Below are 23,473 nucleotides of genomic sequence, written 5' to 3'. Positions count from 1 at the left end.
ACCCACGCGTCCCGCCGAACCCACCGAGGAACCCGACCCGCGATGAACCGGTACCCCGCAACCCAGGAGCCCCTCCACCAGGGCGAGGCCGCGCCGCCCCCGCGGGCCCGCCGGGCCGCCCGGCACCGGAAGGGCCCGCGCTCGCGATGGCTCGTCGCCGGGCTCGCCCTGGCCAGCGTGCTGACCGCCACGGTCCTCACGGCCACCCTCGACCCGGCCGCACCGGCCCCGGACCCGAAGCCGGACCTCCGGTCCGCGCACTGACCGACCGGCCGTACGGCCGCCGCCGCGCTCAGGGGCTCCCGTTGAGCTCCGCCACGATGGAGGCGGGTGTGTGACCGCTGCCGTCCGACAGCCGGTGGAAGTCGACGGACACGTAGTTCGGGGTGCGGCCCCCGGTCGCGGTCCGGCACTGCTCGGCGATGCGGCCGCGCAGCTTGGCGCCGTTGTCCAGGGCCGCCGTGAGGACGGTGGGCACGTTGCGGTGGTGGCTCATCGTGAACAGCCGCCGGAATCCGGGCTCCTGGCGGTCCAGGGGCACATCGGGCCAGCGGGTGACGCATGCGAGGTCGTTGCCCATGTCCCCGAGGCTCCAGTAGTTGCTCACCGTCCAGGACTTGTCGTACATGACGCCCAGGTGCTCACGGTCGGACCGGTCGGAGAAGACCAGCAGGCGCTTGCCGGCGGTGACGAGGTCCGCCACCTTCGGCCATCCGTTCTGCCGTACGCCCCAGTCGTCGGGCCGGAACAGCAACTCCTGCAGGCCCCGGACCCGGCCGAGGGACTGCCCCAGCCGGTCGGCGTCGACGTAGTCCTCCAGGAAGACGGTCACGACCTCCTGCGGATGGGAGGCGAGGAAGTCCACCACGGTCTGCATCGTGCCCTGGAAGGACTGCCGCGGCAGGGCGTACGTGGCTCCGGCGAAGGTCTTGCAGTCGCCGTGGCACAGGTAGACGTCGCTGGGGTAGCAGTCGCTGCCGAAGCTGATGACGCACAGCCAGGTGCTGTGCTCGTACCAGTGCGTGTCCAGGCTCAGGCCGCGGACGCCGTTGTCGAGCTGGGCGCGCACCGATTCGGCCTGGTTCACCGAACTCCAGCGGGAGTCGTCGTAGTTGGTGAACGCGTTGTGGGTGGTCAGGAAGGCCGCCTCGTCGAGGCGGTGGTCGCCCCACCGGGCGGCCGCCGCCTCGGCCGCTCTCGCGCCGGGGGAGGGGGCGGCGGAGCGTCCGGCAGGGGCCGAGGCCGAGGCCGCGGTCGCCGCGCCGAGGAGGGCCAGCAGGAGGAGGCAGACGAAGGCGAGCCGGCCGGTCCTCCTCGCGCGCGCGGCGGGGGCGGTCCGCGGACCGGACCAGGGATGGGTCGTGTCCATGTCAACCATGCGCAGGAGGGTAGCGCGCGGGCCGTGGATCCGCTGCCCCGCGGACGTCCGCTGCCGGACCGGATCACCCGCCCCGCGGAGCGGCTCCACCCGCCCTGCGGAGCGGCTCCACCCGCCCCGCGGAGCCGCTCCACCCCAAGAGCTGACCAAGATACGTTCTCGATACATTCAACCGGCCGTGGGCGATCCGCTTCCCCGGGCTTCACGGGTGCAACCTGTGCGCGACGCACCCACGGTCAGCCGGATCCCCCTGAGGGCCGGCTGCGCCCGCCTCCCGGAAGGGGCCACCACGTGAAACGCGGCAGGGCCAGGGCCACGACAGAACGCGCGGCGGACGCCGTATCCGACCGGTTGCTGCAGGCGGGGCGCCTGCTCAGCAGGGCGCCCGAGACGGCGGACGGCCGCGCGGTGTTCCGGGCCGACCAGCAGGTCAACGACACGCCGTACCGCGAGCGCTGGGCGCACGACAAGGTGGTGCGCTCCACCCACGGCGTGAACTGCACCGGATCGTGCTCGTGGCAGGTGTACGTCAAGGACGGCCTGATCACGTGGGAGACGCAGGCGACCGACTACCCGTCGACGGGCCCCGACCGGCCGGAGTACGAACCGCGCGGCTGCCCCCGCGGGGCCTCGTTCTCCTGGTACACGTACTCGCCCACCCGCGTGCGGTACCCGCACGCCCGGGGTGTCCTCGTGGAGATGTACCGCGAGGCCAAAGCGCGCCTGGGCGGAGACCCGGTGGCCGCCTGGGCGGAGATCACCACGGACCCTGACAAGCGCCGCCGCTACCAGGCGGCCCGGGGCAAGGGCGGCCTGGTCCGCATCGGCTGGCAGGAAGCCCTGGAGATCGCCGCGGCTGCGCATGTGCACACGCTGGCGGCGCACGGCCCCGACCGGATCGCCGGGTTCTCGCCCATCCCGGCCATGTCGATGGCCTCGCACGCCGTCGGGGCCCGCTTCCACGCCCTGATCGGCGCGCCGATGCTGTCGTTCTACGACTGGTACGCGGACCTGCCCATCGCGTCGCCGCAGGTCTTCGGGGACCAGACCGACGTCCCGGAATCGGGGGACTGGTGGGACGCCGCGTACCTGATGCTGTGGGGTTCCAACGTTCCCGTCACCCGGACGCCCGACGCCCACTGGATGGCCGAGGCCCGCTACCGGGGGCAGAAGGTCGTGGTCGTCTCCCCCGACTACGCGGACGCCACCAAATTCGCCGACGAGTGGCTCCACCCGCACCCGGGCACCGACGGCGCGATGGCCATGGCCATGGGGCACGTCATCCTCAAGGAGTGCTTCGTCGAGAGGCAGGTCCCCTACTTCACGGACTACGTGAAACGGTTCACGGACCTGCCCTTCCTGGTGGAGCTGGAGGAGCGCGAGCCGGGACGGCACGTTCCGGGCCGCTTCGTGACCGCCGCGGACCTGCGCCACGCCCGGGACGCGCCCGACGAGGCGACCCGCCGGTGGATGCCCGTCCTGCTGGACGCCGTCACCGGTTCACCGGTGGTGCCGAACGGGACCCTGGGAGACCGCTGGTCGAAGTTCAGCGAGGGCCGCTGGAACCTGGACCTGGGGGACGTCGAACCGCTCCTGAGCCTGTACGAGGGCGAGGCCGGACCGGTCGCGAAGGTCGTCCTGCCCCGCTTCGACGAGGAGGGGGCCACGGTGGAGCGCGGCGTCCCGGTGCAGCGCCTCGGCGACCGCCTGGTGACGACCGTGTTCGACCTGATGCTGGCCCAGTACGGGGTGGGCCGCGCCGGGCTCGACGGCCAGTGGCCGTCCTCGTACGAGGACGCCTCCACCCCGTGCACCCCGGCCTGGCAGGAGGCGATCACCTCCGTGCCCGCGGGTGCGGTGCTGCGCGCGGCCCGGGAGTTCGCCCGGACGGCCGAGCAGACGCGCGGCCGCTGCATGATCGTGATGGGCGCGGGCACGAACCACTGGTTCCACTCGGACACGATCTACCGTTCCTTCCTCTCCCTGCTGCTGCTCACGGGCTGCCAGGGCGTCAACGGCGGCGGCTGGGCCCACTACGTGGGCCAGGAGAAGGTGCGGCCGTACGCCGGCTGGCAGCAGCTGGCCACCGCTTCCGACTGGGTCCGGCCCTCCCGGCAGATGGCGGGCACTCCGTACTGGTACCTGCACACCGACCAGTGGCGTTACGAGGGGTTCGCCGCCGAGGCGCTGACCGCCCCGACGGCGCGCGGCACCTTCGCCGGCGCGCACACGGCGGACCTGGTGGCCCGCTCGGTGCGGCAGGGCTGGATGCCCTCGTATCCCACCTTCTCGGCCAACCCCCTCGACCTCGGCCGGCAGGCGCACGAGTCGTGGGTGGAGCCGGCGCAGTGGGTGGACCGGCAGCGCGAGGCCGGCAAGCTCGCGTTCGCCTGTGAGGACCCCGACGATCCGGTGAACTGGCCGCGCGTGCTGACGGTGTGGCGGGCCAACCTCATCGGCTCCTCGGCCAAGGGCAACGAATACTTCCTGCGGCACCTGCTCGGCGCGGACGACAACGCCTCGGCCGCCCAGGCACCACCGGAGCACCGGCCGCGGGAGGTGGCCTGGCGGGAGGAGGCGCCGCGCGGGAAGCTGGACCTGCTCCTCGCGCTCGACTTCCGCATGACCTCCACCACCCTGTTCGCCGACCTCGTCCTGCCGGCGGCTACCTGGTACGAGAAGCACGACCTGTCCAGTACGGACATGCACCCCTTCGTGCACGCCTTCTCACCGGCGATCGACCCCCCGTGGCAGGCCCGTACCGACTTCGAGATCTTCCACGGCCTCGCCGCCAAGGTCTCCGAACTGGCCCGCGGGCGGCTGGAGAACGCCTGGGACCTGGTCGCCACGGCCCTCCAGCACGACACCCCCGGAGAGGCCCCGCCGGAGGGCCCCACCCAACCCCAGTACACGCTCGTCAAACGGGACTACACCGCCCTCGCCGACCAGCTCGCGGCCTTCGGACCGCTGCCCGACGAGCACGGCATGCAGGTGCGCGGCATCACGGTGCACACGACGCAGGAGTCCCACTGGCTCGCCGAACGCTGCGGCACGGCCCGCGAGGGAGCGGCCCGGGGCCGCCCGCTGCTCGACACGGACGTCAAGATGTGCGAGGCGATCCTCGCCCTGTCGGGCACGACGAACGGCCGGGTCGCCGCCGAGGGGTTCCGCCAGCTGGGCGTGCGCTGCGGACCGGGGAGCGGCCTGGAGGAGCTGGCCGCCTCGCTGGCCGAGCGGCGCATCGTGTTCTCCGACACCCAGGCCCGCCCGGTGCAGGTCGGCGCCAGCTTCGAATGGTCCGGCAAGGAGGGGCCGGACCGCCGCTACTCGCCCTTCACCATCAACACCGAGCACCGCAAGCCGTGGCACACGCTGACCGGCCGCCAGCACTTCTACCTCGATCACGAGTGGATCGCCGAGTACGGCGAACAACTGCCCGTCTACCGGCCTCCGCTGGACCTCGCGGCCCTGGGGGACCGGCCCCGCCTGGAGGCGGGGGAGCAAGCGGCGCACGCCGGGCGGTCGGTGACGGTGCGGTACCTGACCCCGCACTCGAAGTGGTCCATCCACTCCGAGTACCAGGAGAACCTCCTCATGCAGACCCTGGCCCGGGGAGGCCCCGTCATCTGGCTCGGCACCGAAGACGCCGCGGCCATCGGCGTCGCCGACAACGACTGGATCGAGGCCGTCAACGCCAACGGCGTGGTCGTCGCCCGCGCCGTCGTCTCCCACCGCATGCCGCCCGGAACGGTGTTCATGTACCACGTACAGGAACGCATGGTGAACGTGCCCACCTCCGAGACCACCGGGCGGCGCGGCGGCGTCCACAACGCCCTGACCCGCCTGCTGATCAAACCCACCCATCTGATCGGCGGGCACGCCCAGCTCTGCTTCGCCCCCAACTACTACGGGCCCACCGGCAACCAGCGCGATGCCGTCACCGTCATCCGCCGCCGCTCCCAGGAGGTCACGTACTGATGCCCCGAAGCGCAGCGCCCATCGGGCGCGTGATGGCACAGGTCGCGATGGTCATGAACCTCGACAAGTGCATCGGCTGCCACACCTGCTCCGTCACCTGCAAGCAGACCTGGACCAACCGGTCGGGCAGCGAGTACGCCTGGTTCAACAACGTCGAGACCCGCCCCGGCCAGGGCTACCCGCGCCGCTGGGAGGACCAGGAGAAGTGGCAGGGCGGCTGGCAGCTCAAGCGGGGCCGCCTGGTGCCGCGCAGCGGCGGCCGGGCCCGCCGTCTCGCCACCCTCTTCGCCAACCCCCGTCTTCCCTCCCTGTCCGACTACTACGAGCCGTGGACGTACGACTACGAGAACCTGATCAACGCGCCGCTCGGCGACGACGTCCCCACCGCCGCCCCCCGCTCGCTGATCGACGGCCGTCCCACCGCCGTGACCTGGGGCCCCAACTGGGACGACGACCTGGGCGGCGGCCCGGAACACCTCGCCGCCGATCCCGTGCTCCAGAAGATGAGCGAGCAGGTCCGCCTGGAGTACGAGCAGGCGTTCATGTTCTACCTGCCACGGATCTGCGAGCACTGCCTGAACCCGTCGTGCGTGGCCGTGTGCCCCTCGGGGGCGCTGTACAAGCGGGTCGAGGACGGCATCGTCCTCGTCGACCAGGACCGCTGCCGGGGCTGGCGCATGTGCGTGACCGGATGCCCGTACAAGAAGATCTACTTCAACCACCGCACGGGCAAGGCCGAGAAGTGCACCCTGTGCTACCCGCGCATCGAGGCCGGGCAGCCGACCGTGTGTTCCGAGACCTGCGTCGGCCGTCTGCGCTATCTCGGGGTCGTGCTCTACGACGCCGACAAGGTGGGCGCGGCCGCCGCCACGCCCGACGAGAAGGACCTGTACGAGGCCCAGCTCGACTGCTTCCTCGATCCCGACGACCCCGCCGTGCAGCACGCGGCGGAAGAGGCGGGCATCCCGCACGACTGGATCACCGCTGCCCGGCGCTCACCCGTGCGCGCCCTGATCAGCGAGTACAAGGTGGCGCTGCCGCTGCACCCGGAGTACCGCACCATGCCGATGGTCTGGTACATCCCTCCGCTGTCGCCCATCGTGGAATCCCTGACGGCCACGGGCCACGACGGCGAGGACCCGGCGAAGCTCTTCGCCGCCATCGACTCGATGCGGATCCCCCTCGGCTATCTGGCGGAGCTGTTCACGGCGGGCGACCCGGCCCCCGTGGAGGCCTCGCTGTGCCGCCTGGCCGCCATGCGGGCCCACATGCGCCGGATCAACCTCGGCGAGGAGCAGGACCCCGCCATCGCGGGCTCGGTCGGCATGGACGCCGACGGCATCGAGGCCATGTACCGGCTGCTGGCCGTGGCCAAGTACGAGGACCGGTACGTGATCCCCACCGGGTACACCGCCGAGCACGCCGAACACGCCGACCCCGGCACGGGATGCAGCCTCGACGGCGAGGGCGGCCCCGGGATGTACACGGCCGAAACCTTCCACGCCCCGCTCGCGAGCCCCGGTCAGGAGCCCGAGGCCGGATCCCTGAGCGGCCGCGTGAACCTCCTCAACTGGAACGGCCGGGGTGCCCCGGCCGGGCTCTTCCCCCGCAGGGAGCAGGCATGAGCCGCACCGCCGCCCTCCACCAGGCCGCCTCCCTGCTCCTGTCGCACCCCGGCGAGGACTGGCCGCAGCGCCTCGCCCTCGTGCGCGGCTGCCTCGGTGACCTGGCCGGTGAGGAGGCCGCACTGCTGCTGCGCTTCTGCACGGCGGTCGCGGACGTACCGCAGCTGGAGCTGTCCGCCCGCTACGTGGCCACGTTCGACCGCAGCCGCCGCCGCACCCTGCACCTCACGTACTACACGGACGGAGACACCCGCCGGCGCGGCCAGTCCCTGCTGGGCTGGCGGCAGCTGTACCTCGACCACGGCTGGCAGCCCCCCTCGGACGAACTGCCCGACTTCCTGCCGCTGGCCCTGGAGTTCGCCGCCCGCTGCCCCCGGGCGGGCCGGCCGGCCCTCCAGGAGCACCGTGCGGCCCTCGAACTGCTCCGCATGGCCCTGGCCGACCACAAGACCCCCTACGCCGACGTCCTGAGCGCCGTCTGCCTCACCCTGCCCGGCCCCTCCCCGGCCGACCGCGCGGCCGCCCTGCAACTGGCCCGCAGCGGTCCGCCGACCGAGACCGTGGGCCTGCTGCCCTTTCCCACCCTGCGCCCGCAGGCAGCCCCGGCCGAGGAGCTCCGACGATGAACCACCTGCACATCGCCCTGTGGGGCGTACTGCCCTACCTCGTCGCCGTCGTGCTCGTCGCCGGTACGGCCTGGCGCTACCACTACGACCGCTTCGGGTTCACGACCCGCTCCAGCCAGCTGCACGAGCACCGGCTGCTGAGCATCGGCGCCCCGCTCTTCCACTACGGACTGCTCTTCGTGATCGGCGGGCACGTCGTGGGCCTGCTCGTCCCCGAATCGCTCACCGAACGCCTGCACGTCCGCGAAGCGGTCTACCACGCCAACGCCGTGTTCGTCGGCGGAGCGGCCGGCCTGGCCACCCTCACCGGTCTGGCGATCCTGGTGTACCGGCGGGTCAAGGTGCCCGCGGTGCGGATCGCCACGAGCACCAGCGACCGCGCCGTCTACCCGGTCCTGGCCGCCGTCCTGCTGGCCGGCCTCACGGCCACCGCCACCACGCTCGTGCCGCACCCCTACGACTACCGCCTCGGCGTGTCCGTCTGGTTCCGCTCCCTCCTCGCGCTCGACCCGGACGTCCCCGCGATGGCCGGGGCGCCCTTGCCGTACCAGCTGCACGCGCTGCTCGCCATGACCCTGTTCGCGCTGTGGCCGTTCAGCCGCCTCGTCCACGCCTTCACCGCACCGCTGGGCTACCTGACCCGCCCGTACATCGTCTACCGCTCCCGCGGGGCCCACCCGCACAACGCCGAGCAGGGGGGATAGCCCGCCACGGGTTTGCATAGCCATGCGTTTCGATGCATACTCTTCCCATGTCCAAGGTTCTCACCTCCCTGCCCGCCGGCGAGCGCGTCGGCATCGCCTTCTCCGGCGGCCTCGACACCTCCGTGGCCGTCGCCTGGATGCGCGACAAGGGTGCCGTCCCCTGCACCTACACCGCCGACATCGGCCAGTACGACGAGCCCGACATCGCGTCGGTGCCCGGCCGTGCCAAGGCCTACGGTGCCGAGATCGCGCGCCTGGTCGACTGCCGGGCGGCGCTGGTCGAGGAGGGCCTGGCCGCACTCGCCTGCGGCGCGTTCCACATCCGCTCGGGCGGCCGCGCGTACTTCAACACCACGCCGCTCGGCCGCGCCGTGACCGGCACCCTGCTGGTCCGCGCCATGCTTGAGGACGACGTCCAGATCTGGGGCGACGGCTCGACCTTCAAGGGCAACGACATCGAGCGGTTCTACCGCTACGGCCTGCTCGCCAACCCCCACCTGCGCATCTACAAGCCGTGGCTCGACGCCGACTTCGTCCACGAACTCGGCGGGCGCAAGGAGATGTCGGAGTGGCTGGTGGCCCACGGGCTGCCCTACCGCGACAGCGCCGAGAAGGCGTACTCCACCGACGCCAACATCTGGGGCGCCACCCACGAGGCCAAGACGCTGGAGCACCTCGACACCGGCGTGGAGACCGTGCAGCCGATCATGGGCGTGCGGTTCTGGGACCCGTCGGTCGAGATCGCCGCCGAGGACGTGACCATCGGTTTCGCCCAGGGCCGCCCGGTGACGATCAACGGCAAGGAGTTCCACTCCCCGGTCGACCTGGTGATGGAGGCCAACGCCATCGGCGGCCGCCACGGCATGGGCATGTCGGACCAGATCGAGAACCGGATCATCGAGGCCAAGAGCCGCGGCATCTACGAGGCGCCCGGCATGGCCCTCCTGCACGCCGCGTACGAGCGCCTCGTCAACGCGATCCACAACGAGGACACCCTCGCGCACTACCACAACGAGGGCCGCCGCCTCGGCCGGCTGATGTACGAGGGCCGCTGGCTGGACCCGCAGGCCCTGATGGTCCGCGAGTCGCTCCAGCGCTGGGTCGGCTCGGCCGTCACCGGCGAGGTCACCCTGCGGCTGCGGCGCGGCGAGGACTACTCGCTCCTCGACACCACCGGCCCTGCCTTCAGCTACCACCCGGACAAGCTCTCGATGGAGCGCACCGAGGACTCGGCGTTCGGCCCGGTGGACCGGATCGGCCAGCTCACCATGCGCAACCTCGACATCGCGGACTCGCGCGCCCGGCTGGAGCAGTACGCCGGCCTCGGCATCGTCGGCACCGCGCACCCCGAGCTGATCGGCTCGGCGCAGGCGGCGGCGACCGGCCTCATCGGCGTCATGCCGGAGGGCGGCGCGGAGGCCATCGCCTCCCGCGGCGAGGTCTCGCAGGACGACGAGCTGCTCGACCGCGCGGCGATGGAGTTCGGCACCGACTGACCGATGGGCGGGCCCCGGCCCCGGGCGGTCCGGCACGTCGACGACGTGCGGACCGCCCGGGGCCGTGTCCGCGTCCCGCGCCGATCCGCACGCGTGCGCCGCTACGCTGGGCCTGCTCGATGCGCGAGTTGACGAACGGCGAGGAACGGGGCGTGTGGTGACGGCGGGGGAGGCGAACGGCGCGGAGCTGGTCGGCAGGGTGCTCGGCGGGCGGTACCGGGTGACCGCGATGATCGGACGCGGGGGCATGGGCGTGGTCGCCCGCGCCGTGGACGAACTGCTGGGCCGTGAAGTCGCGGTCAAGGTCATGCGGGCCTACACCGACGCCTCCGCACCCGAACTGGCCGATCTGCGCGCCCGGATGCAGCGGGAAGCCCAGGCCGCCGCCCGCATCCGGCACGCCGGTGTGGTCACCGTGCACGACGTGACCGAGGAGGAGGGCCTCCCGGTCATCGTGATGGAACTCGTCGACGGGCCCTCGCTCGACGACGTGCTGGAACGACGCGGCCCGCTGGAACCGCGCGAGGCCGCGGCGATCGGCGCCAAGCTGATGGACGCCCTCGACGCCGCGCACCGGGCCGGGGTCCTGCACCGCGACGTCAAACCGGCCAACGTGCTGCTGGAGCCCGACGGCCGGGTCGTCCTCACCGACTTCGGCATAGCCACCGTGCAGGCAGCGGCCGACGAGGACATGGCCAAGCTGACCCGCAGCGGCAGCATCATCGGCTCCCTCGACTACCTCCCGCCGGAGCGCGCGCAAGGCCGGGAACCCGGTCCGGCGTCGGACATCTGGTCGCTCGGCATGACGCTGTACGCCGCGGTCGAGGGCGCGTACCCGTTCCGCCGTACATCGGCTTGGTCCACGCTGTCGGCGATCGTCACCGAGCCGCTGCCGCAGCCGCGCCGCGCCGGAGCGCTCGCGCCCGTACTGCGCGCCCTCATGGCGAAGGAGCCGGAGAGCCGGCCCGGCGCGGGCCGGGCGCGCGAGATGCTCCAGGCGGTGGCCGAGGGCAGGAGCCCGGACGGGGCGGGCCCGGCTGCGTTCCCGCCCGGCTTCGCCCCGGGCCCCGGGACGGAGCCCTCCCTCACCTCGCCCTCCCTCACCCCGCCTCCCGCCGCGCCGCCGATGACCGGCCCGCCCGCGGGGGCGGTGGCACACGGATCCCCGACGCCGCCGCCCGGTTACGGTCCCGCGCCGGTCCCGTACCCCCGGCCCTCCCCGCAACCGCCCTACCCCGGCTACGCGATGCCCGCCCCCGGGCAGTCGGGGCCCATCCCGCGCACGGGCGCACCGACCGGACCGCACGCCGGCGCCACGGCGAGGGCGACCCGCGGACGCGTGGTCATCGGGGCGGCCGTCGCCGTCGTCCTGGCCGGGGGCGGGATCACGTACGCCGCGGCGGGCGACCACGCGGACAAGGGCGGCGGCGCGCAGGCCCACGCCGCTGCGCCCCAGACCACCGGCAGCCCGTCCACCGGGCAGGGCTCCCGGTCCCCGAAGCCGCCCAAGGACTCCGGCAAGCCGGGCAAATCGCCGACGCCCGCACCGAGCGGCAAGAGCGGCGGGGCGTCCCCCAAGCCGTCGTCCCCGGCGCACTCCGGGCCCACTCCCGTGTCGACGGCCTGCACCGGCTGGAGCCATCAGGACCGGAACCCGGGAACCTACGGCTTCATGTCGGGCACCTACCACATCACCACCGGGCCGTACCAGGAATGCCCCGCCGTCGCGGTGGCCAAGTCCGGTACGAAGCTCACGTACCAGTGCTACGTCGTCAACGCGTACGGCAACAAATGGACCTACGTCCACGCCGCCGACACGAACGCCTCCGGCTGGATGTCCAACGACAACCTGACCCGCCAGAAGGGCTCGTCGAACCGCTGCTGACGCGGTGGGTGTCCGGGGGAGCGACCCGGCCGGCACGCCCTGGGGGGTGTGCGCAGAGTCCCGCCTGTCCCGCGTCGCCCGGCAGTGCTCTCGCCGCACTGCGGACACCCCCTAGGATGCGGCCCATGCCGGACGCCTCCCCCCGCCCCGAGCCCTTCACCCCGCACACCGACCCCGCGGCGCTCGAAGACCTCCGGGCGCGCCTGCGTGCGACGCGGTGGCCGGACGCCCCCGAGGACGCCGGGTGGTCGCTCGGGACCGACCTCGGCTACCTGCGCGAGCTCGTCGCCTACTGGGCCGACGGCTTCGACTGGCCGGCGCGGGAAGCGGAGCTCGCCCGGCTGCCGCGCTTCCGGGTGCCGGTCGGCGGCCTCGCGATCCACTTCGTCCACGCCCGTGCCGTCGCCCCCGCCGGGGCGCCCGTCCTGCCGCTGGTCCTCACCCACGGCTGGCCCGACTCGTTCTGGCGGTACGCGAAGGTCGTCCCGCTCCTCACCGACCCCGCCGCGCACGGCGCCGATCCCGCCGACGCCTTCGACGTGGTCGTCCCCGACCTGCCGGGCTTCGGCTACTCCGAGCGGCCCACCGGACCGCCCCTCGACACCATCGCCGCCGCCGGACTGTGGGCCGAGCTGATGGGCGTGCTCGGGTACGAGCGGTTCGGCGCGGCGGGCGGGGACCTCGGCAGCCACGTGAGCCGCTACCTCGCGCTCGACCACCCCGACCGGGTCGTGGCCGTGCACCGCACGGACGCCGGCCTGCCGCTCTTCACCGCAGACCCGGCGCAGCTCGCCCCCGAGGAGCGCGCCTGGCTGGAGGCCGCCGCGGCCTGGGGGGCGACCGAGGGCGCGTACGCGGCCATGCAGCGCACGAAACCCCAGACCGCCGCCTTCGGGCTCACCGACTCGCCGGCCGGGCTCGCCGCGTGGATCGTCGAGAAGCTCCGTGCGTGGAGCGACTGCGACGGCGACGTCGGGCGGAGCTTCACGAAGGACGAGATCCTCACGAACATCACGCTCTACTGGCTCACGGGGACGATCGGCCCGTCGATGCGCATGTACCGGGCGAACGCCGCCGTCCCGCTCGCCCAGCACGCCCGCCGGGTCGAGGTGCCGTCCGGATTCTCGATCTTCCGGGGCGACGTGGTCCGACCGCCGCGGGCCTGGCTGGAGCGCACGGCGAACGTCGTGTACGCGACCGAGCCCCCGCGCGGCGGCCACTTCGCCCCGTTCGAGGAACCCGAGCTGTACGCGCAGGAGCTCCGCGCGTTCTTCCGCCCCTACCGCGCGGCGGCGGCGCGGAACGTGCGCCGGTAAGCCTCGGGCGGGACGCCGACCGTACGGTTGAAATGGCGGCGCAGGGTGGCGTCGGTGCCCATGCCGGTGGCCGTGGCGATCGCGGTGACCGTGTCGTCGGTGGTCTCCAGGAGCTCCTGGGCCCGGTGGATGCGCTGGGTCAGCATCCAGCGCAGGGGAGTGGTGCCGGTCAGGTCGGTGAAGACCCGCGCCAGGTGGCGCGAGCTCATGTTCGCCCGGCGGGCCAGGTCCTCCACCGTCAGCGGCTGGTCGAGCCGCTCCATCGTCCAGACCAGCAGCGCGCCCAGGGGGTGGTCGCGGGGCTCGGGCACCGGCGTGGTGACGAACTGGGCCTGGCCACCGGCCCGGTGCGGCGGGACGACGAGGCGGCGCGCGACCTGGTTGGCGACGGCCGAGCCGTGGTCGAGGCGGACCAGGTGCAGGCACAGGTCCATCGCGGCGGCCTTGCCGGCCGAGGTGAGCACGCTGCCGTCATCCACGTACAGCACGTCCGGATCGACCCGCACCCGCGGGTACTTGGCCGCGAGCGCGGCGGCGTGCAGCCAGTGCGTGGTGGCCCGGCGTCCGTCCAGCAGCCCCGCCGCCGCCAGGACGAACGCGCCCGTGCACAGGGAGGCCACCCGGGCGCCCGCCTCGTGGGCCGCGCGGACGGCGTCGACCAGTTCGGCGGGCGGATCCGCGTCGAGGTCTGCGCAGGCGGGGACGATCACGGTGTCGGCGCGCACCAACCGGTCGAGGTCCGCGTCGGGTTCGACCCGGAAGCGGCCGCCGACGGGCACGGAGTCCGGGCCGCACAGGGCGAACTCGTACCAGGGATCCGCCAGGTCCGAGCGGTCCACACCGAACACGTCGCAGGCGGCGGCGAGTTCGAAGTGCGGGACCCCGGGCGTGACGGCCAGCGCGACAAGGCTCATGTCCGAAAGTGTACGGGGCGTGGCATTACCGCTACTGCCGGCAGAGCGCCCCCGCGGGCACGATGGCATCAGTGATCGACCGACGGGGGAGCCTCATGGAAAAGAATCGAGCGGTGGCGGCGCCGGTGACGGTGTTCGGCGCGTACGGGCACACCGGACGCTTCGTCGTCTCCGAGCTGCTGGACCGGGGGCTGACCCCGATCCTGTCCGGCCGCGACGCGGACAAGCTGCGCGCACTGGCCGCCGAGTTCCCGGGGCTCGACGTCCGGCCGGCCTCGGCCGGCGATCCGGACGCGCTGGACCGCGCACTGGCCGGCGCCGCCGCCGTGATCAACTGCGCCGGTCCCTTCGCCGAGACCGCCCCACCGGTCATCGAGGCGGCGCTGCGCGCCCGCGTCGCCTACCTGGACGTCGCGGGTGAGGTGGAGGCCGCCGCCGACTCCTTCGCCCACTACGCGGACCGGGCCCGCGAGGCCGGGATCGTGGTCATGCCCGCCATGGCGTTCTACGGAGGCCTCGGCGACCTGCTCGCCACCGCCGCACTGGGCGGGGCCCCGGCCGCGGACGGCATCGACATCGAGATCGACATCGCCTTCGCCCTCAGCAGCTGGCGGCCCACCGCCGGGACGCGCGGGTCCGGCCAGGTCTCGCGGCGCCGGCGCGAGGGCCGCCGCCTCGTCTACGCGGACGGCCGCCTGGAGCTGCGCACCGATGCGGCACCCACCGGGCAGTGGACCTTCCCCGCCCCGGTCGGGGAACGGGCCGTGATCGGCGAGTTCACCACCACGGACAGCGTGACCATCGCACACCACCTGTCCGCTCCGGGCATCCGGACCTTCATGACGGTCGACGCGGTCAGGGAGGTCCTGGCCCCCGAGGCCGCGGCGCCCGAGCCGGTCGACGACCGGGGCCGCTCGGCGCAGACCTTCCTCGTCGAGGTCACCGTCCGCGCGGGCGCCACCCGGCGCCGGGCGGTGGCCCGCGGGCAGGACATCTACGCCGTCACGGCGCCCCTGGTCGTCGAAGCGGTCAGCCGCGTCCTCGCGGGCGAGACCAAGGCGGTCGGGACCGTCGCGCCCGGCGAGGTCTTCGACGCCCACGCCTTCCTGACCGCGCTCGCCCCGCAGCACCTCTCGTACGAGCTCGGCGCCGCCGAGCCCTGCGGCTGAACCGGTCGGCCGTGCGGTCGCGCGGCCGACCGGCCGGCCCTCAGGCGGAGGCCCGGCCCGCCGAGCGGCCGTTCGTGGGCGGGTACCCCGGCTTCGCCGGGGTCGTCGCCGTCGGCCGCACGGGCGGCGGCACCGGCAGCGGCGGCAGGGAGGGCTCGTACAGCCAGGCCGAGAACACCTCGTCCACCGGCTCGTTCGCGTACCGGGCCACGTGCGTGGTGAAGGCGGCCGTGCTCACCACGCCGTGGCGGTGCACCGTGGCCCAGTCGCGCAGCATCCGGAAGAAGGCCCCGTCGCCCAGCGCGCAGCGGATCGCGTGCACCGCGAGCCCGCCGCGCTGGTACAGACGGTCGTCGAACATCAGTTTGCGGCCCGGGTCGACCAGCCGCAGGTCCTGCGGCAGCGTGGCCAGCAGCCGGTGCGCGGCAGCCGCGTGATCGTGCGCGCGACGGCCGCCGGAGCGCTCCGACCACAGCCACTCGGCGTACTTGGCGAAGCCCTCGTTGAGCCAGATGTGCCGCCAGTCGGTGATGGTCACGCTGTTGCCGAACCACTGGTGCGCGAGTTCGTGGGCGACGAGACGCTCCGATCCGCGGGCGCCGTCGACGTGGTTGGCGCCGAAGAGGGAGAGGCCCTGGGCCTCCACCGGCACGTCCAGTTCCTCGTCGGCGACGAGGACGGCGTACTCCCCGAACGGATAGGGCCCGAACAGGTCCTCGAACAGCTGCATCATGGCGGGCTGCCGGGCGAAGTCGCGGGAGAACTGCGGGAGCAGGTGCGCCGGTACGTGGGCGGTCATCGGCACCCCGCCGAGCCCCGGGTCGCCGAGCAGCACCGTCTGGTAGACGCCGATGGACAGCCCGACCAGGTAGCTGGAGGTCGGCGCGGGCTGCTCGTACACCCAGGTCGTCGTGGACGCCTTGGCCGTCCGGGTGAGCAGGCGCCCGCCCGCCACCACCGTGTACGAGGAGGGCGTGTTGACCGAGATCTGGTACGAGGCCTTGTCGGCGGGCCGGTCGTTGCACGGGTACCAGGACGGTGCGCCGACCGGCTGGCTGGCCACCAGCGCCCCGTCGGTCAGTTCCTCCCAGCCGAGCCCGCCCCAGGGGCTGCGGACCGGCTTGGGGTTGCCCGCCCAGTGCACCTCCACGGTGAAGGCGGCGCCCGCCGGCAGCGGCTTGGCCGGGCGGATCCGGAGCTTTCCGCCCCGGTGGGTGTAGTGCGGGGCCCGGCCGTTCACCATGACCCGGCCTATTTTGAACTCGGCCAGGTTCAGGTGGAACTCGGCGAGCGGGGCCCGCCCCGCGATCGCGCTGATCCGGGCGGTCCCGGCCAGCCGGTTGGGGCCGGGCCGGTAGTCCAGAGCGAGTTCGTACCGGTGCGCGCGGTAACGAGAGTCTCCGTTGTCGGGGAAGTACGGGTCCGATGCCGCTGTTCTCTGGCCGTTCATTGCCGCTTCCGCTCCCTGCGCTGTGCCCGGGCCCTTGTCAGGCCCGCCATGCCTCGATCGGGTTGCCCAGCCAACGGGTGTCGGCGGGGACGGATTCCCCGGCCATCACGAGAGAGGCGGGACCCAGCGTGCTGTGGGCCCCGACCGAACTTCCGGGCAGGACGATTCCGCCCGGGCCCAGCGTGGCGCCCTCGCGGAGGACCACAGTATCCGTCCTCAAGATCCGGTCGTGGAAGAGGTGAGTCTGCAACACGCAGCCGCGGTTCACGGTGACCCCGTCACCCAGTTCCACCAGGTCCGACTCGGGCAGCCAGTAGCTCTCGCACCACACGCCCCGGCCGATCCGGGCGCCCAGCCCGCGCAGCCACAGGTTCAGCAGCGGGGTGCCGGGAACCGAACCGGCCAGCCACGGCACGGCCAGCACCTCGACGAAGGTGTCGGCCAGCTCGTTGCGCCATACGAAGCCGCTCCACAGGGGGTGCTCGCCCGTCCGGTGCCGGCCCACGAGCAGCCACTTCGCGATCACCGAGACGGCGCCCGCGGCCACGCCGGCGGCGAGCAGGACCACTCCGGACAGCAGCGCGGTACCCCAGACGCCCGGGCCGCCGCTCGCCGTGGCCAGGGCGCACAGCGCCGCCACCATCAGGACGGCCAGGGCGGCCGAGCAGAACACCGGCAGGAGCCGGCACAGCTCCACCAGGCCGCGCGCCCACAGCAGGTGCCCGGGCGGATCGTAGGTCCGGCTCTGGTCGGAGGTCTCGGCGGAGCGGGGCAGCTTCACCGGCGGCAGGCCCAGGTAGGAGCTGTTCTTCTTGGCCTTCTTCGGGGTCGCGGACAGGACGCCCACCAGCCCGCCGTCCGGCACGCTGCGGCCGGGAGCGGTCATGCCCGAGTTGCCGAGGAACGCCCGGCGGCCGATCTCGGAGTGACCGATGTGCATCCAGCCGCCGCCGAGCTCGTACGGGGCGGTCAGCGTGTCGTCGGCGAGGAACGCGCCCTCGCCGACGGTGGTCAGGCTCGGCAGCGCGAGCACGGTGGAGACCTCCGCGCCCCGGCCGATCTTCATCCCGAGCAGCCGCAGCCACACCGGGGTGATCAGACCGGCGTACAGCGGGAAGAGCGTCTCGCGGGCCAGGTCCATCAGCTGGGTGACGGTCCAGGCCTGCCAGCCGACCCGGCTGTGCGTCGGATGCGTTCCGGTGCGCAGGCCCAGGCTGAGCAGGCGCACGGAGACCAGCAGCAGGGCCGCGTACGTGAACCCGTACGCGAGCGCGCCGGGCACCACGGCGATCAGGGCCCCGCGCAGGGCCTCGGCCAGACCCGCGTCGGCGGGCACGAACCGGCTGACCACGAGCAGGGCGGGCACGGTGGAGAGCACCGGCAGCGCGGTGAGGCCGACGCCGGCCGCACCGTAGGCGGCCCGCCAGAAGAGCCCGCGCGGCGGGCGCTGCTTGGGCCAGTTGTGCTTGGCCTTGCCGAGCTTGACGGCCGGGGCACCGGCCCAGCGCTGCCCGGTGGGCACCGTCGCGGCCACGGCCGAGCCGGGGGCCACCTCGGCCCGCTTGCCGACGCGCGCGCCGGGGAAGAGCAGGCTGCGGGTGCCGACCACGGCGCCCGCGCCGACCTTGACCGGACCGATCACCAGACGGTCGCCGTCCAGCCAGTGCCCGCAGAGGTCCACCTCGGACTCCACGGCGCAGCCGCGGCCCAGCTTGAGCATGCCCGTCACGGGAGGCAGCGAGTGCAGGTCCACCTCGGGACCGACCTTCGCGCCGAGGGCCCGCGCGTACCGCTCCAGCCAGGAACCGGTGAGCGAGGTCGCGCCCACGTACTCGGCCAGCCTCTCGGCCGTCCACAGGCGCAGGTGCACGCTTCCGCCGCGCGGGTAGCGTCCCGCCTTGACCCCGCGCAGCAGCAGGCGCGCGCCGCCGGCCGCGATCGCGAGGCGGCCCGGCGGGCTGAAGAGCAGTGCGGCGGCGGGTACCACGGCCCACCAGGAGGCGGTCGGCGCCCACGCGTACGCACCGAACCAGTGCAGCGCGTTGCCCAGCGCCAGCAGGGCCACGCTCCAGCGCACTCCGACCACGGTGAACAGCGGGAGCAGCAGGAGCGACTGCACGACCTTGGCCCGCAGCGGAACGGGCGCGACGATCCGGGCCGCGTCGTCGTCCTGTACGGACCTCTCCAGCCGCCGGGCCAGCTTGCGCAGCACGGGCTGCTGGTAGATGTCGAGGACGGCCGCGCGCGGGTAGCGGGTGCGCAGGCGGGTGGTGAGCTGGGCGGCGGCGAGGCTGTTGCCGCCTATGGCGAAGAAGTCGTCGCAGGCGCCGCCGACGCCGACGCCGAGGGTTTCGGCCCACTGCTCGGCGAGCCAGGCCTCGGTGCCGTACAGCTGCTCGGTGGGGCCGGTGGCCTCCAGTTCCGGCAGCGGCCAGGGCAGGGCGTTCCGGTCGACCTTGCCGGAGGTGCGGGTCGGCAGCTCGTCGACCCGGGCGAGCAGCGGTACGAGGGCCGCGGGGAGCTCGGCGCGCAGCCGCTCCACGGCAGCCGCGTGGTCCCAGCCCTCCTGGGCGACCAGGTAGCCGACCAGCAGCTGGTTGCCGCTGCGGGCCGTACGCACGGCCGCGGCCGCGCCGGCGACGCCGGGCAGGGCCTGGAGCGCCGCGTCCACCTCGCCCAGCTCGATCCGGCGGCCGCCGAGCTTGATCTGCTCGTCGCCGCGGCCGAGGAAGATCAGGCCCTCGGGTTCCGCGCGGACGAGGTCGCCGCTGCGGTAGGCGCGCTCCCAGCCGAGGGATTCCAGCGGGGCGTACTTCTCGGCGTCCTTCTCGGGGTCGAGGTAGCGGGCCAGGCCGACGCCGCCGATCACGAGCTGGCCGCTGCCGCCCATCGGCACCGGTTCGCCGGACTCGTCGACCACGGCCAGCTCCCAGCCGTTCAGCGGGAGGCCGATCCGGATCGGCTCCTCGCCGGTCAGCAGGGAGGCGCAGGCGACGACGGTGGCCTCGGTGGGCCCGTACGTGTTCCAGACCTCCCGGCCCTCGGTGACCAGCCGCTGGGTCAGCTCGGGCGGGCAGGCCTCGCCGCCGAAGATCAGCAGCCGGACCTCGTCGAGGGTCTCGGGCTCCCACAGCGCGGCCAGGGTCGGCACGGTGGAGACCACGGTGATCTCCTGCTCCACGAGCCAGGGGCCGAGGTCGGCGCCGCTGCGGACCTGGGACCGGGGGACCGGTACGAGGCAGGCGCCGTAGCGCCAGGCCAGCCACATCTCCTCGCAGGAGGCGTCGAAGGCGACGGACAGACCGGCCATGACCCGGTCGCCGGGGCCGATGGGCTCCTCGCCGAGGAACAGTGCGGCCTCGGCGTCCACGAACGCGGCGGCGCTGCGGTGGCTGACGGCGACGCCCTTCGGCTTGCCGGTGGAGCCGGAGGTGAAGATGATCCACGCGTCGTGCTCGGGACCGGGGCGCGCGGCGGAGACGGGAACGTCCGGCGGGTCGGTGACGTCGACGCGCTCCCCGCCGCCCAGCACGGCCCGTACCCCGGCCTCGCCGAACACCAGCTCGGCGCGCTCGTCGGGGTCCTCGGCGTCGACCGGGACATAGGCGGCACCTGCGGCGAGTACGGCGAGAATGGCCACATACAGTTCATTGGTGCCGGAGGGCACGCGGACGCCGACCCGGTCGCCGAGTCCGACGCCGGCGGCCTCAAGCGCGCGCCGGCGTCGCTCCACCTCGACGGCCAGCGCCCGGTAGGTCAGCTGGGCGGAGCCGTCGTCGAGGGCGAGCTCGTCGGGGCAGGACCGTACGGACGTCTCGAAGATGTCGACGAGGGTGCGCGTGGGGGCGGCGGGCCCGGCGGAGAACCGGGCGAACTTGCCGGTCTCCTCGCGCGCGTCGCTGTCGTCGAGCAGGGTCGGGTCACCGTGCCCAGGTGTGGCTGCCATCGGCCCTCGCGTCTCGCTCCCGGGGGGACATCCGGGTCGCCGGCGGAGCCCAGGTCTGCCCGGGTTGTTCCGGTCCGGCGTCGAACAACCGGCCATTCTACTGCGGCATCAAGAGTTTTCTCGCTGAAGGCTCGGCCCGTGGCGCAGAAGAGCCGGTCCCGCCGGGTCCGTCAGGAGGGCGCCGAACCGGTGATCGCGGTGACGGTGTGGCGCCCCGGCGGTGGTCCTCTTCGGCGGTGGTCCTCGTCGGCGGGTGGCGCCGCCGGTGATCGCCCGCCGCCCGGGCCCTGCCGCAAATCCGTTGGCGTGCGACGGGGAGCCGGTCGTACGGTGGTGGAGCCGACGCCGGGTGGAGCAGGTAGGTAGCTCGCTGGGCTCATAACCCAGAGGTCACGGGTTCGAATCCCGTCCCGGCCACCAAGAGTTGGGCCCCGTCACGCACGGGCGGGGCCCAACTGTCATGACCGGCGGCGCAGGTCGAGTACGGCATCCGCCAACAGCCGTACCTCCAGGCTGTCGGCCGCTCTGCCCGTCCGCGCGGCGAGTACCGGCAGGAGCCGGTCCCGCAGCTCCTGCACGGCCGCCGGCCGGCGTGAGCGCAGAGCCGCAACACCGCCCGTGAGGCGGACGAGGGCGCGGCTCGCACTCCGTCCGCCAGACGGCGAACGCTTCGGCGGCGTCGCCGTCCAGGGCGGGTGAGCCGGTCATGGCGGGCCTTCCTGGCCGTCTCTGGATCAGCTGCGTTGGAAGCAGTGGGTGTGGCCGATGACGGAGAAGCCGCGGCGCTCGTACCAGTGACGTGGCCAGTCCGTCGCATCGGCGGTCAGGAACCGGGTACCGCAGTCGTGGTCGGCGGCCAGGCGCAGGGCGGTGGACAGGACGGCACCGGCGTAACCGCGCCCGAGGTGGGCCTCCGAGGTGATCAGGTCCTCGATCTGGGCCATGCCGGTCGCCGGGTCCAGATAGAGGTCGGCCCATGAGGCGACCTCGCCCTCCTCCGTGCGGGCACCGAGGAAGTGGACGACGTCGGCCCCGCGGCGGCGGGCCTCGCGCCGGTCGACGAGGTGGCGTACCTCCACGTCGTCGGCGTCCGGAAGCAGGTCCCGCCATCGCCGGGCGAGCGGGACGCGCAGGGCGTCGAGGTCCATCGCCTCTGCGGATCCGCCGGCCGGGACCGGGCCTGTGTGCAGCATGACGAGATAGGTGGATTGCGTGTATCCGGCCCGGATCAGCGGCTCTGCGCACGCCGTGCCGACTTCGTCGTCGAGGACGGAGATCAGCCGGTAGGGCAGGTGTCCCAGTGCCTCCTCCGCGATGGCGGGCAGCGCCTCGGGATCGACGGCCGTATCGATGACGAGCTGGTTGTTCGCGCGGGAATGTGCAAAGGCGTCGTCGTGTACGGCGAACCCGCCCGGGACGTCGACGACGCGTGCGGCCTGGCGGCGGGCGAAGGCCGACATGAAGGAGTTGATCTGCGGTAGTGCTGAGTGTGGCATGGGGGGAGAGTAAGCAGCCGTGGGCGATGGCCGCCTCGGAATTTTGTGGAGTATTCGCCGAACCGCGTGAGGTGCGGGGCCGGGGTGCCGGCCGGACGGCCCTTTCGGCCCGGGGCCACTGCCGACGGCGCCCGGGCGGGTGACCACGCCCCCCGGGGCCTCAAGACCGGTGGCTCAGGCCGCTCGGGCGGCTCAGGTGGCACGGGTGTAGCGGACGTTTCCGCTCCAGATGCGTTCGAGCCGTACGCGGGTGCCCGGCCGTGGGGCGTGCCAGATCTTGTCATGACCGGCGTAGATACCCACATGTCCTATGGTCGAGCCCGCGGGGAAGAAGACCAGATCGCCCGGTACGCGCTGAACACGGCCGATGTGGCGTGTGTGTTCGTACTGCTCGTCGGCGGTGCGGGGCAGCGCCCGGCCGGCCTGTCGGAACGCGTAGAGCGTGAGGCCCGAGCAGTCGAATTCCCTCGGCCCCGTCGCGCCGTAGACGTACGGCGCACCCCGCTTGGATGCGGCGATTTCGACGGCCCTGGCGCCGTACGGTGAGGCCGCCTCGGCCTCCGCGGCGGGGCCGGTGAAGCTGGCGAGGGAGATTATGACGCAGAAGGTGAGGACGGTGGCGATACGGCGGGTCGTGCGGTGGGCGGTGCGATGTTTTCGGTGGTCCGTTCTGGTGCAACTCAATCGTGATACCTCCGCATTGTGTTGCTGAAACAGTCCCGGTGAGGTTCTGCGTCGGTGACATTGCGTACTGGCTCTCGATGGCGGACCAGTTTTGTCCGATCGGCGCGGAGTTGCCGCGATCGGACACGGCTTCAAATATCTCGGTTCAGTAAAATCGTCCGAGTTTGTACGTATGCATTATTTTTCGAATTCCCAGGACTCGATGTCGCGGTAGTGGATCGGGCCGGGGCCGCGGCCTATGTTGCTGCCGACCAGATGGAGGCGTTCGGTCCGCCATGTGCGGCCGGCGAACTCCGTGAGCGCGGCGGCGACTTCCAGGGTGCTGGACGGGTCGCTGCGGCGGGAGCGGGCCAGCGTGAGGTGTGGGCGCAGCGGCCGGTCCTCGTAGGCGATTCCGCATTCCCTGACGAGGGTGCGGACCTGCGAAGTCAGCAGGTGCAGCCCTTCGACCTCCCCTTCGATCCCGCTCCAGAGGACCCGCTGGTCGAAGTGCCCACTGCCGCGCAGCGCCAGCTCCAGCGGCCGGTGTGCCGCCGCGAGGGCGGCGAGCGGGGGCCGTAGGAGCGCGGCCGCGGAGACCGGGAGTTCACCGAGGAAGGCCAAGGTGATGTGCCAGTCCTCGATGCGGTTCCACCGCAGGTCCGGGTAGGCGCGGTACGAGGGTCGCAGCTCCTTGGCCAGTTCCTCCTTGGCGTCGTCGGGCGGGGCGAGGGCGACGAACAGGCGGATGGTCGCGGCGGCGGAGGGGGACGGGATCTGATCGTTCACGGGGGACTTCGTACCGTACCCCGGCGCTCCCGTCATCT

The 23,473-nt window shown here is 73.0% G+C and carries 16 protein-coding genes and 1 tRNA gene; 10 read left to right on the top strand and 7 right to left on the bottom strand.

What is annotated here, in order from left to right; translation table 11 throughout:
• The first annotated feature begins 42 nt into the window (after window positions 1–42).
• Window positions 43–264, top strand: a complete 222-nt coding sequence (locus AB0M92_RS17535) for a hypothetical protein (protein ID WP_366103057.1) — start codon at window positions 43–45, stop codon at window positions 262–264.
• 28 nt (window positions 265–292) lie between these two features.
• On the opposite strand, the gene AB0M92_RS17530 is transcribed toward AB0M92_RS17535, so the two are convergent.
• Window positions 293–1,378, bottom strand: a complete 1,086-nt coding sequence (locus tag AB0M92_RS17530) for a PI-PLC domain-containing protein (RefSeq protein ID WP_366103056.1) — start codon at window positions 1,376–1,378, stop codon at window positions 293–295.
• Window positions 1,379–1,669: 291 nt separating this feature from the next.
• Here AB0M92_RS17530 and AB0M92_RS17525 point away from each other — a divergent pair, with 291 nt between their 5' ends.
• The 7 genes from AB0M92_RS17525 to AB0M92_RS17495 all read left to right on the top strand — a co-directional run bounded on the left by AB0M92_RS17525 (window position 1,670) and on the right by AB0M92_RS17495 (window position 13,008).
• The gene (locus AB0M92_RS17525) at window positions 1,670–5,356 is read left to right on the top strand and encodes a nitrate reductase subunit alpha (protein ID WP_366103055.1); all 3,687 of its coding nucleotides are present in this window, start codon (window positions 1,670–1,672) and stop codon (window positions 5,354–5,356) included.
• On the top strand, window positions 5,356–6,981 hold the full coding sequence (gene narH / locus AB0M92_RS17520) for a nitrate reductase subunit beta (RefSeq protein ID WP_366103054.1): 1,626 nt from the start codon (window positions 5,356–5,358) through the stop codon (window positions 6,979–6,981). The genes AB0M92_RS17525 and narH overlap by 1 nt, the downstream gene beginning before the upstream one ends.
• Entirely contained in the window at window positions 6,978–7,607 is a 630-nt protein-coding gene (narJ, locus tag AB0M92_RS17515; protein WP_366103053.1) for a nitrate reductase molybdenum cofactor assembly chaperone, read from the top strand. Before narH ends, narJ begins: the two co-directional genes overlap by 4 nt.
• Window positions 7,604–8,311 (top strand): respiratory nitrate reductase subunit gamma, encoded by a 708-nt coding sequence (gene narI, locus AB0M92_RS17510; RefSeq protein ID WP_366103051.1) that lies wholly within the window; start codon window positions 7,604–7,606, stop codon window positions 8,309–8,311. Before narJ ends, narI begins: the two co-directional genes overlap by 4 nt.
• 47 nt (window positions 8,312–8,358) lie before the next feature.
• Window positions 8,359–9,807, top strand: coding sequence for an argininosuccinate synthase (gene argG, locus AB0M92_RS17505; RefSeq protein ID WP_366103050.1), 1,449 nt, complete (start codon window positions 8,359–8,361; stop codon window positions 9,805–9,807).
• A gap of 157 nt (window positions 9,808–9,964) precedes the next feature.
• Window positions 9,965–11,692, top strand: coding sequence for a protein kinase (locus tag AB0M92_RS17500; RefSeq protein WP_366103198.1), 1,728 nt, complete (start codon window positions 9,965–9,967; stop codon window positions 11,690–11,692).
• Window positions 11,693–11,817: 125 nt separating this feature from the next.
• Complete coding sequence (locus AB0M92_RS17495; RefSeq protein ID WP_366103048.1) at window positions 11,818–13,008, top strand: epoxide hydrolase family protein; 1,191 nt, start codon at window positions 11,818–11,820, stop codon at window positions 13,006–13,008.
• Here the strand turns inward: AB0M92_RS17495 and AB0M92_RS17490 are convergent.
• Window positions 12,972–13,922, bottom strand: coding sequence for a helix-turn-helix domain-containing protein (locus AB0M92_RS17490; RefSeq protein ID WP_366103047.1), 951 nt, complete (start codon window positions 13,920–13,922; stop codon window positions 12,972–12,974). The genes AB0M92_RS17495 and AB0M92_RS17490 overlap by 37 nt on opposite strands.
• Window positions 13,923–14,017: 95 nt before the next feature.
• On the opposite strand from AB0M92_RS17490, the gene AB0M92_RS17485 reads away from it, so the two are divergent.
• Window positions 14,018–15,091: a saccharopine dehydrogenase NADP-binding domain-containing protein gene (locus AB0M92_RS17485; protein ID WP_366103046.1), complete on the top strand. Its 1,074-nt coding sequence runs from the start codon at window positions 14,018–14,020 to the stop codon at window positions 15,089–15,091.
• 40 nt (window positions 15,092–15,131) lie between these two features.
• On the opposite strand, the gene AB0M92_RS17480 is transcribed toward AB0M92_RS17485, so the two are convergent.
• Both AB0M92_RS17480 and AB0M92_RS17475 read right to left on the bottom strand, forming a co-directional pair.
• Entirely contained in the window at window positions 15,132–16,541 is a 1,410-nt protein-coding gene (locus AB0M92_RS17480) for a M1 family metallopeptidase (RefSeq protein ID WP_366103045.1), read from the bottom strand.
• 37 nt (window positions 16,542–16,578) lie between these two features.
• Complete coding sequence (locus AB0M92_RS17475) at window positions 16,579–20,487, bottom strand: Pls/PosA family non-ribosomal peptide synthetase (RefSeq protein WP_366103044.1); 3,909 nt, start codon at window positions 20,485–20,487, stop codon at window positions 16,579–16,581.
• A gap of 343 nt (window positions 20,488–20,830) precedes the next feature.
• Between AB0M92_RS17475 and AB0M92_RS17470 the strand changes: the two genes are divergently transcribed.
• A tRNA-Met gene (locus AB0M92_RS17470) sits at window positions 20,831–20,907 on the top strand.
• Window positions 20,908–21,221: 314 nt separating this feature from the next.
• On the opposite strand, the gene AB0M92_RS17465 is transcribed toward AB0M92_RS17470, so the two are convergent.
• The 3 genes from AB0M92_RS17465 to thpR all read right to left on the bottom strand — a co-directional run bounded on the left by AB0M92_RS17465 (window position 21,222) and on the right by thpR (window position 23,435).
• Window positions 21,222–21,983 carry a GNAT family N-acetyltransferase gene (locus tag AB0M92_RS17465; RefSeq protein WP_366103043.1) on the bottom strand — a complete coding sequence of 254 codons (762 nt, stop codon included), beginning with the start codon at window positions 21,981–21,983 and terminating at the stop codon, window positions 21,222–21,224.
• Window positions 21,984–22,175: 192 nt separating this feature from the next.
• Window positions 22,176–22,577 (bottom strand): C40 family peptidase, encoded by a 402-nt coding sequence (locus tag AB0M92_RS17460; protein ID WP_366103197.1) that lies wholly within the window; start codon window positions 22,575–22,577, stop codon window positions 22,176–22,178.
• 267 nt (window positions 22,578–22,844) lie between these two features.
• Window positions 22,845–23,435 carry an RNA 2',3'-cyclic phosphodiesterase gene (thpR, locus tag AB0M92_RS17455; protein WP_366103042.1) on the bottom strand — a complete coding sequence of 197 codons (591 nt, stop codon included), beginning with the start codon at window positions 23,433–23,435 and terminating at the stop codon, window positions 22,845–22,847.
• Between the last annotated feature and the right edge of the window lie 38 nt (window positions 23,436–23,473).

It is taken from the genome of Streptomyces sp. NPDC051582, from assembly GCF_040681715.1.
GTDB lineage: Bacteria > Actinomycetota > Actinomycetes > Streptomycetales > Streptomycetaceae > Streptomyces.
This window is presented reverse-complemented; position numbering and strand designations above follow the sequence as displayed.

What these genes read in the sequence shown, in the direction of transcription:
- narH (WP_366103054.1), top strand. Translation starts at nt 5,356, where the DNA reads ATGCCCCGAAGCGCAGCGCCCATCGGGCGCGTGATGGCACAGGTCGCG.
- AB0M92_RS17530 (WP_366103056.1), bottom strand. Translation starts at nt 1,378, where the DNA reads ATGGTTGACATGGACACGACCCATCCCTGGTCCGGTCCGCGGACCGCC.
- AB0M92_RS17465 (WP_366103043.1), bottom strand. Translation starts at nt 21,983, where the DNA reads ATGCCACACTCAGCACTACCGCAGATCAACTCCTTCATGTCGGCCTTC.
- narJ (WP_366103053.1), top strand. Translation starts at nt 6,978, where the DNA reads ATGAGCCGCACCGCCGCCCTCCACCAGGCCGCCTCCCTGCTCCTGTCG.
- AB0M92_RS17475 (WP_366103044.1), bottom strand. Translation starts at nt 20,487, where the DNA reads ATGGCAGCCACACCTGGGCACGGTGACCCGACCCTGCTCGACGACAGC.
- argG (WP_366103050.1), top strand. Translation starts at nt 8,359, where the DNA reads ATGTCCAAGGTTCTCACCTCCCTGCCCGCCGGCGAGCGCGTCGGCATC.
- AB0M92_RS17485 (WP_366103046.1), top strand. Translation starts at nt 14,018, where the DNA reads ATGGAAAAGAATCGAGCGGTGGCGGCGCCGGTGACGGTGTTCGGCGCG.
- AB0M92_RS17495 (WP_366103048.1), top strand. Translation starts at nt 11,818, where the DNA reads ATGCCGGACGCCTCCCCCCGCCCCGAGCCCTTCACCCCGCACACCGAC.
- AB0M92_RS17535 (WP_366103057.1), top strand. Translation starts at nt 43, where the DNA reads ATGAACCGGTACCCCGCAACCCAGGAGCCCCTCCACCAGGGCGAGGCC.
- AB0M92_RS17480 (WP_366103045.1), bottom strand. Translation starts at nt 16,541, where the DNA reads ATGAACGGCCAGAGAACAGCGGCATCGGACCCGTACTTCCCCGACAAC.
- narI (WP_366103051.1), top strand. Translation starts at nt 7,604, where the DNA reads ATGAACCACCTGCACATCGCCCTGTGGGGCGTACTGCCCTACCTCGTC.
- AB0M92_RS17490 (WP_366103047.1), bottom strand. Translation starts at nt 13,922, where the DNA reads ATGAGCCTTGTCGCGCTGGCCGTCACGCCCGGGGTCCCGCACTTCGAA.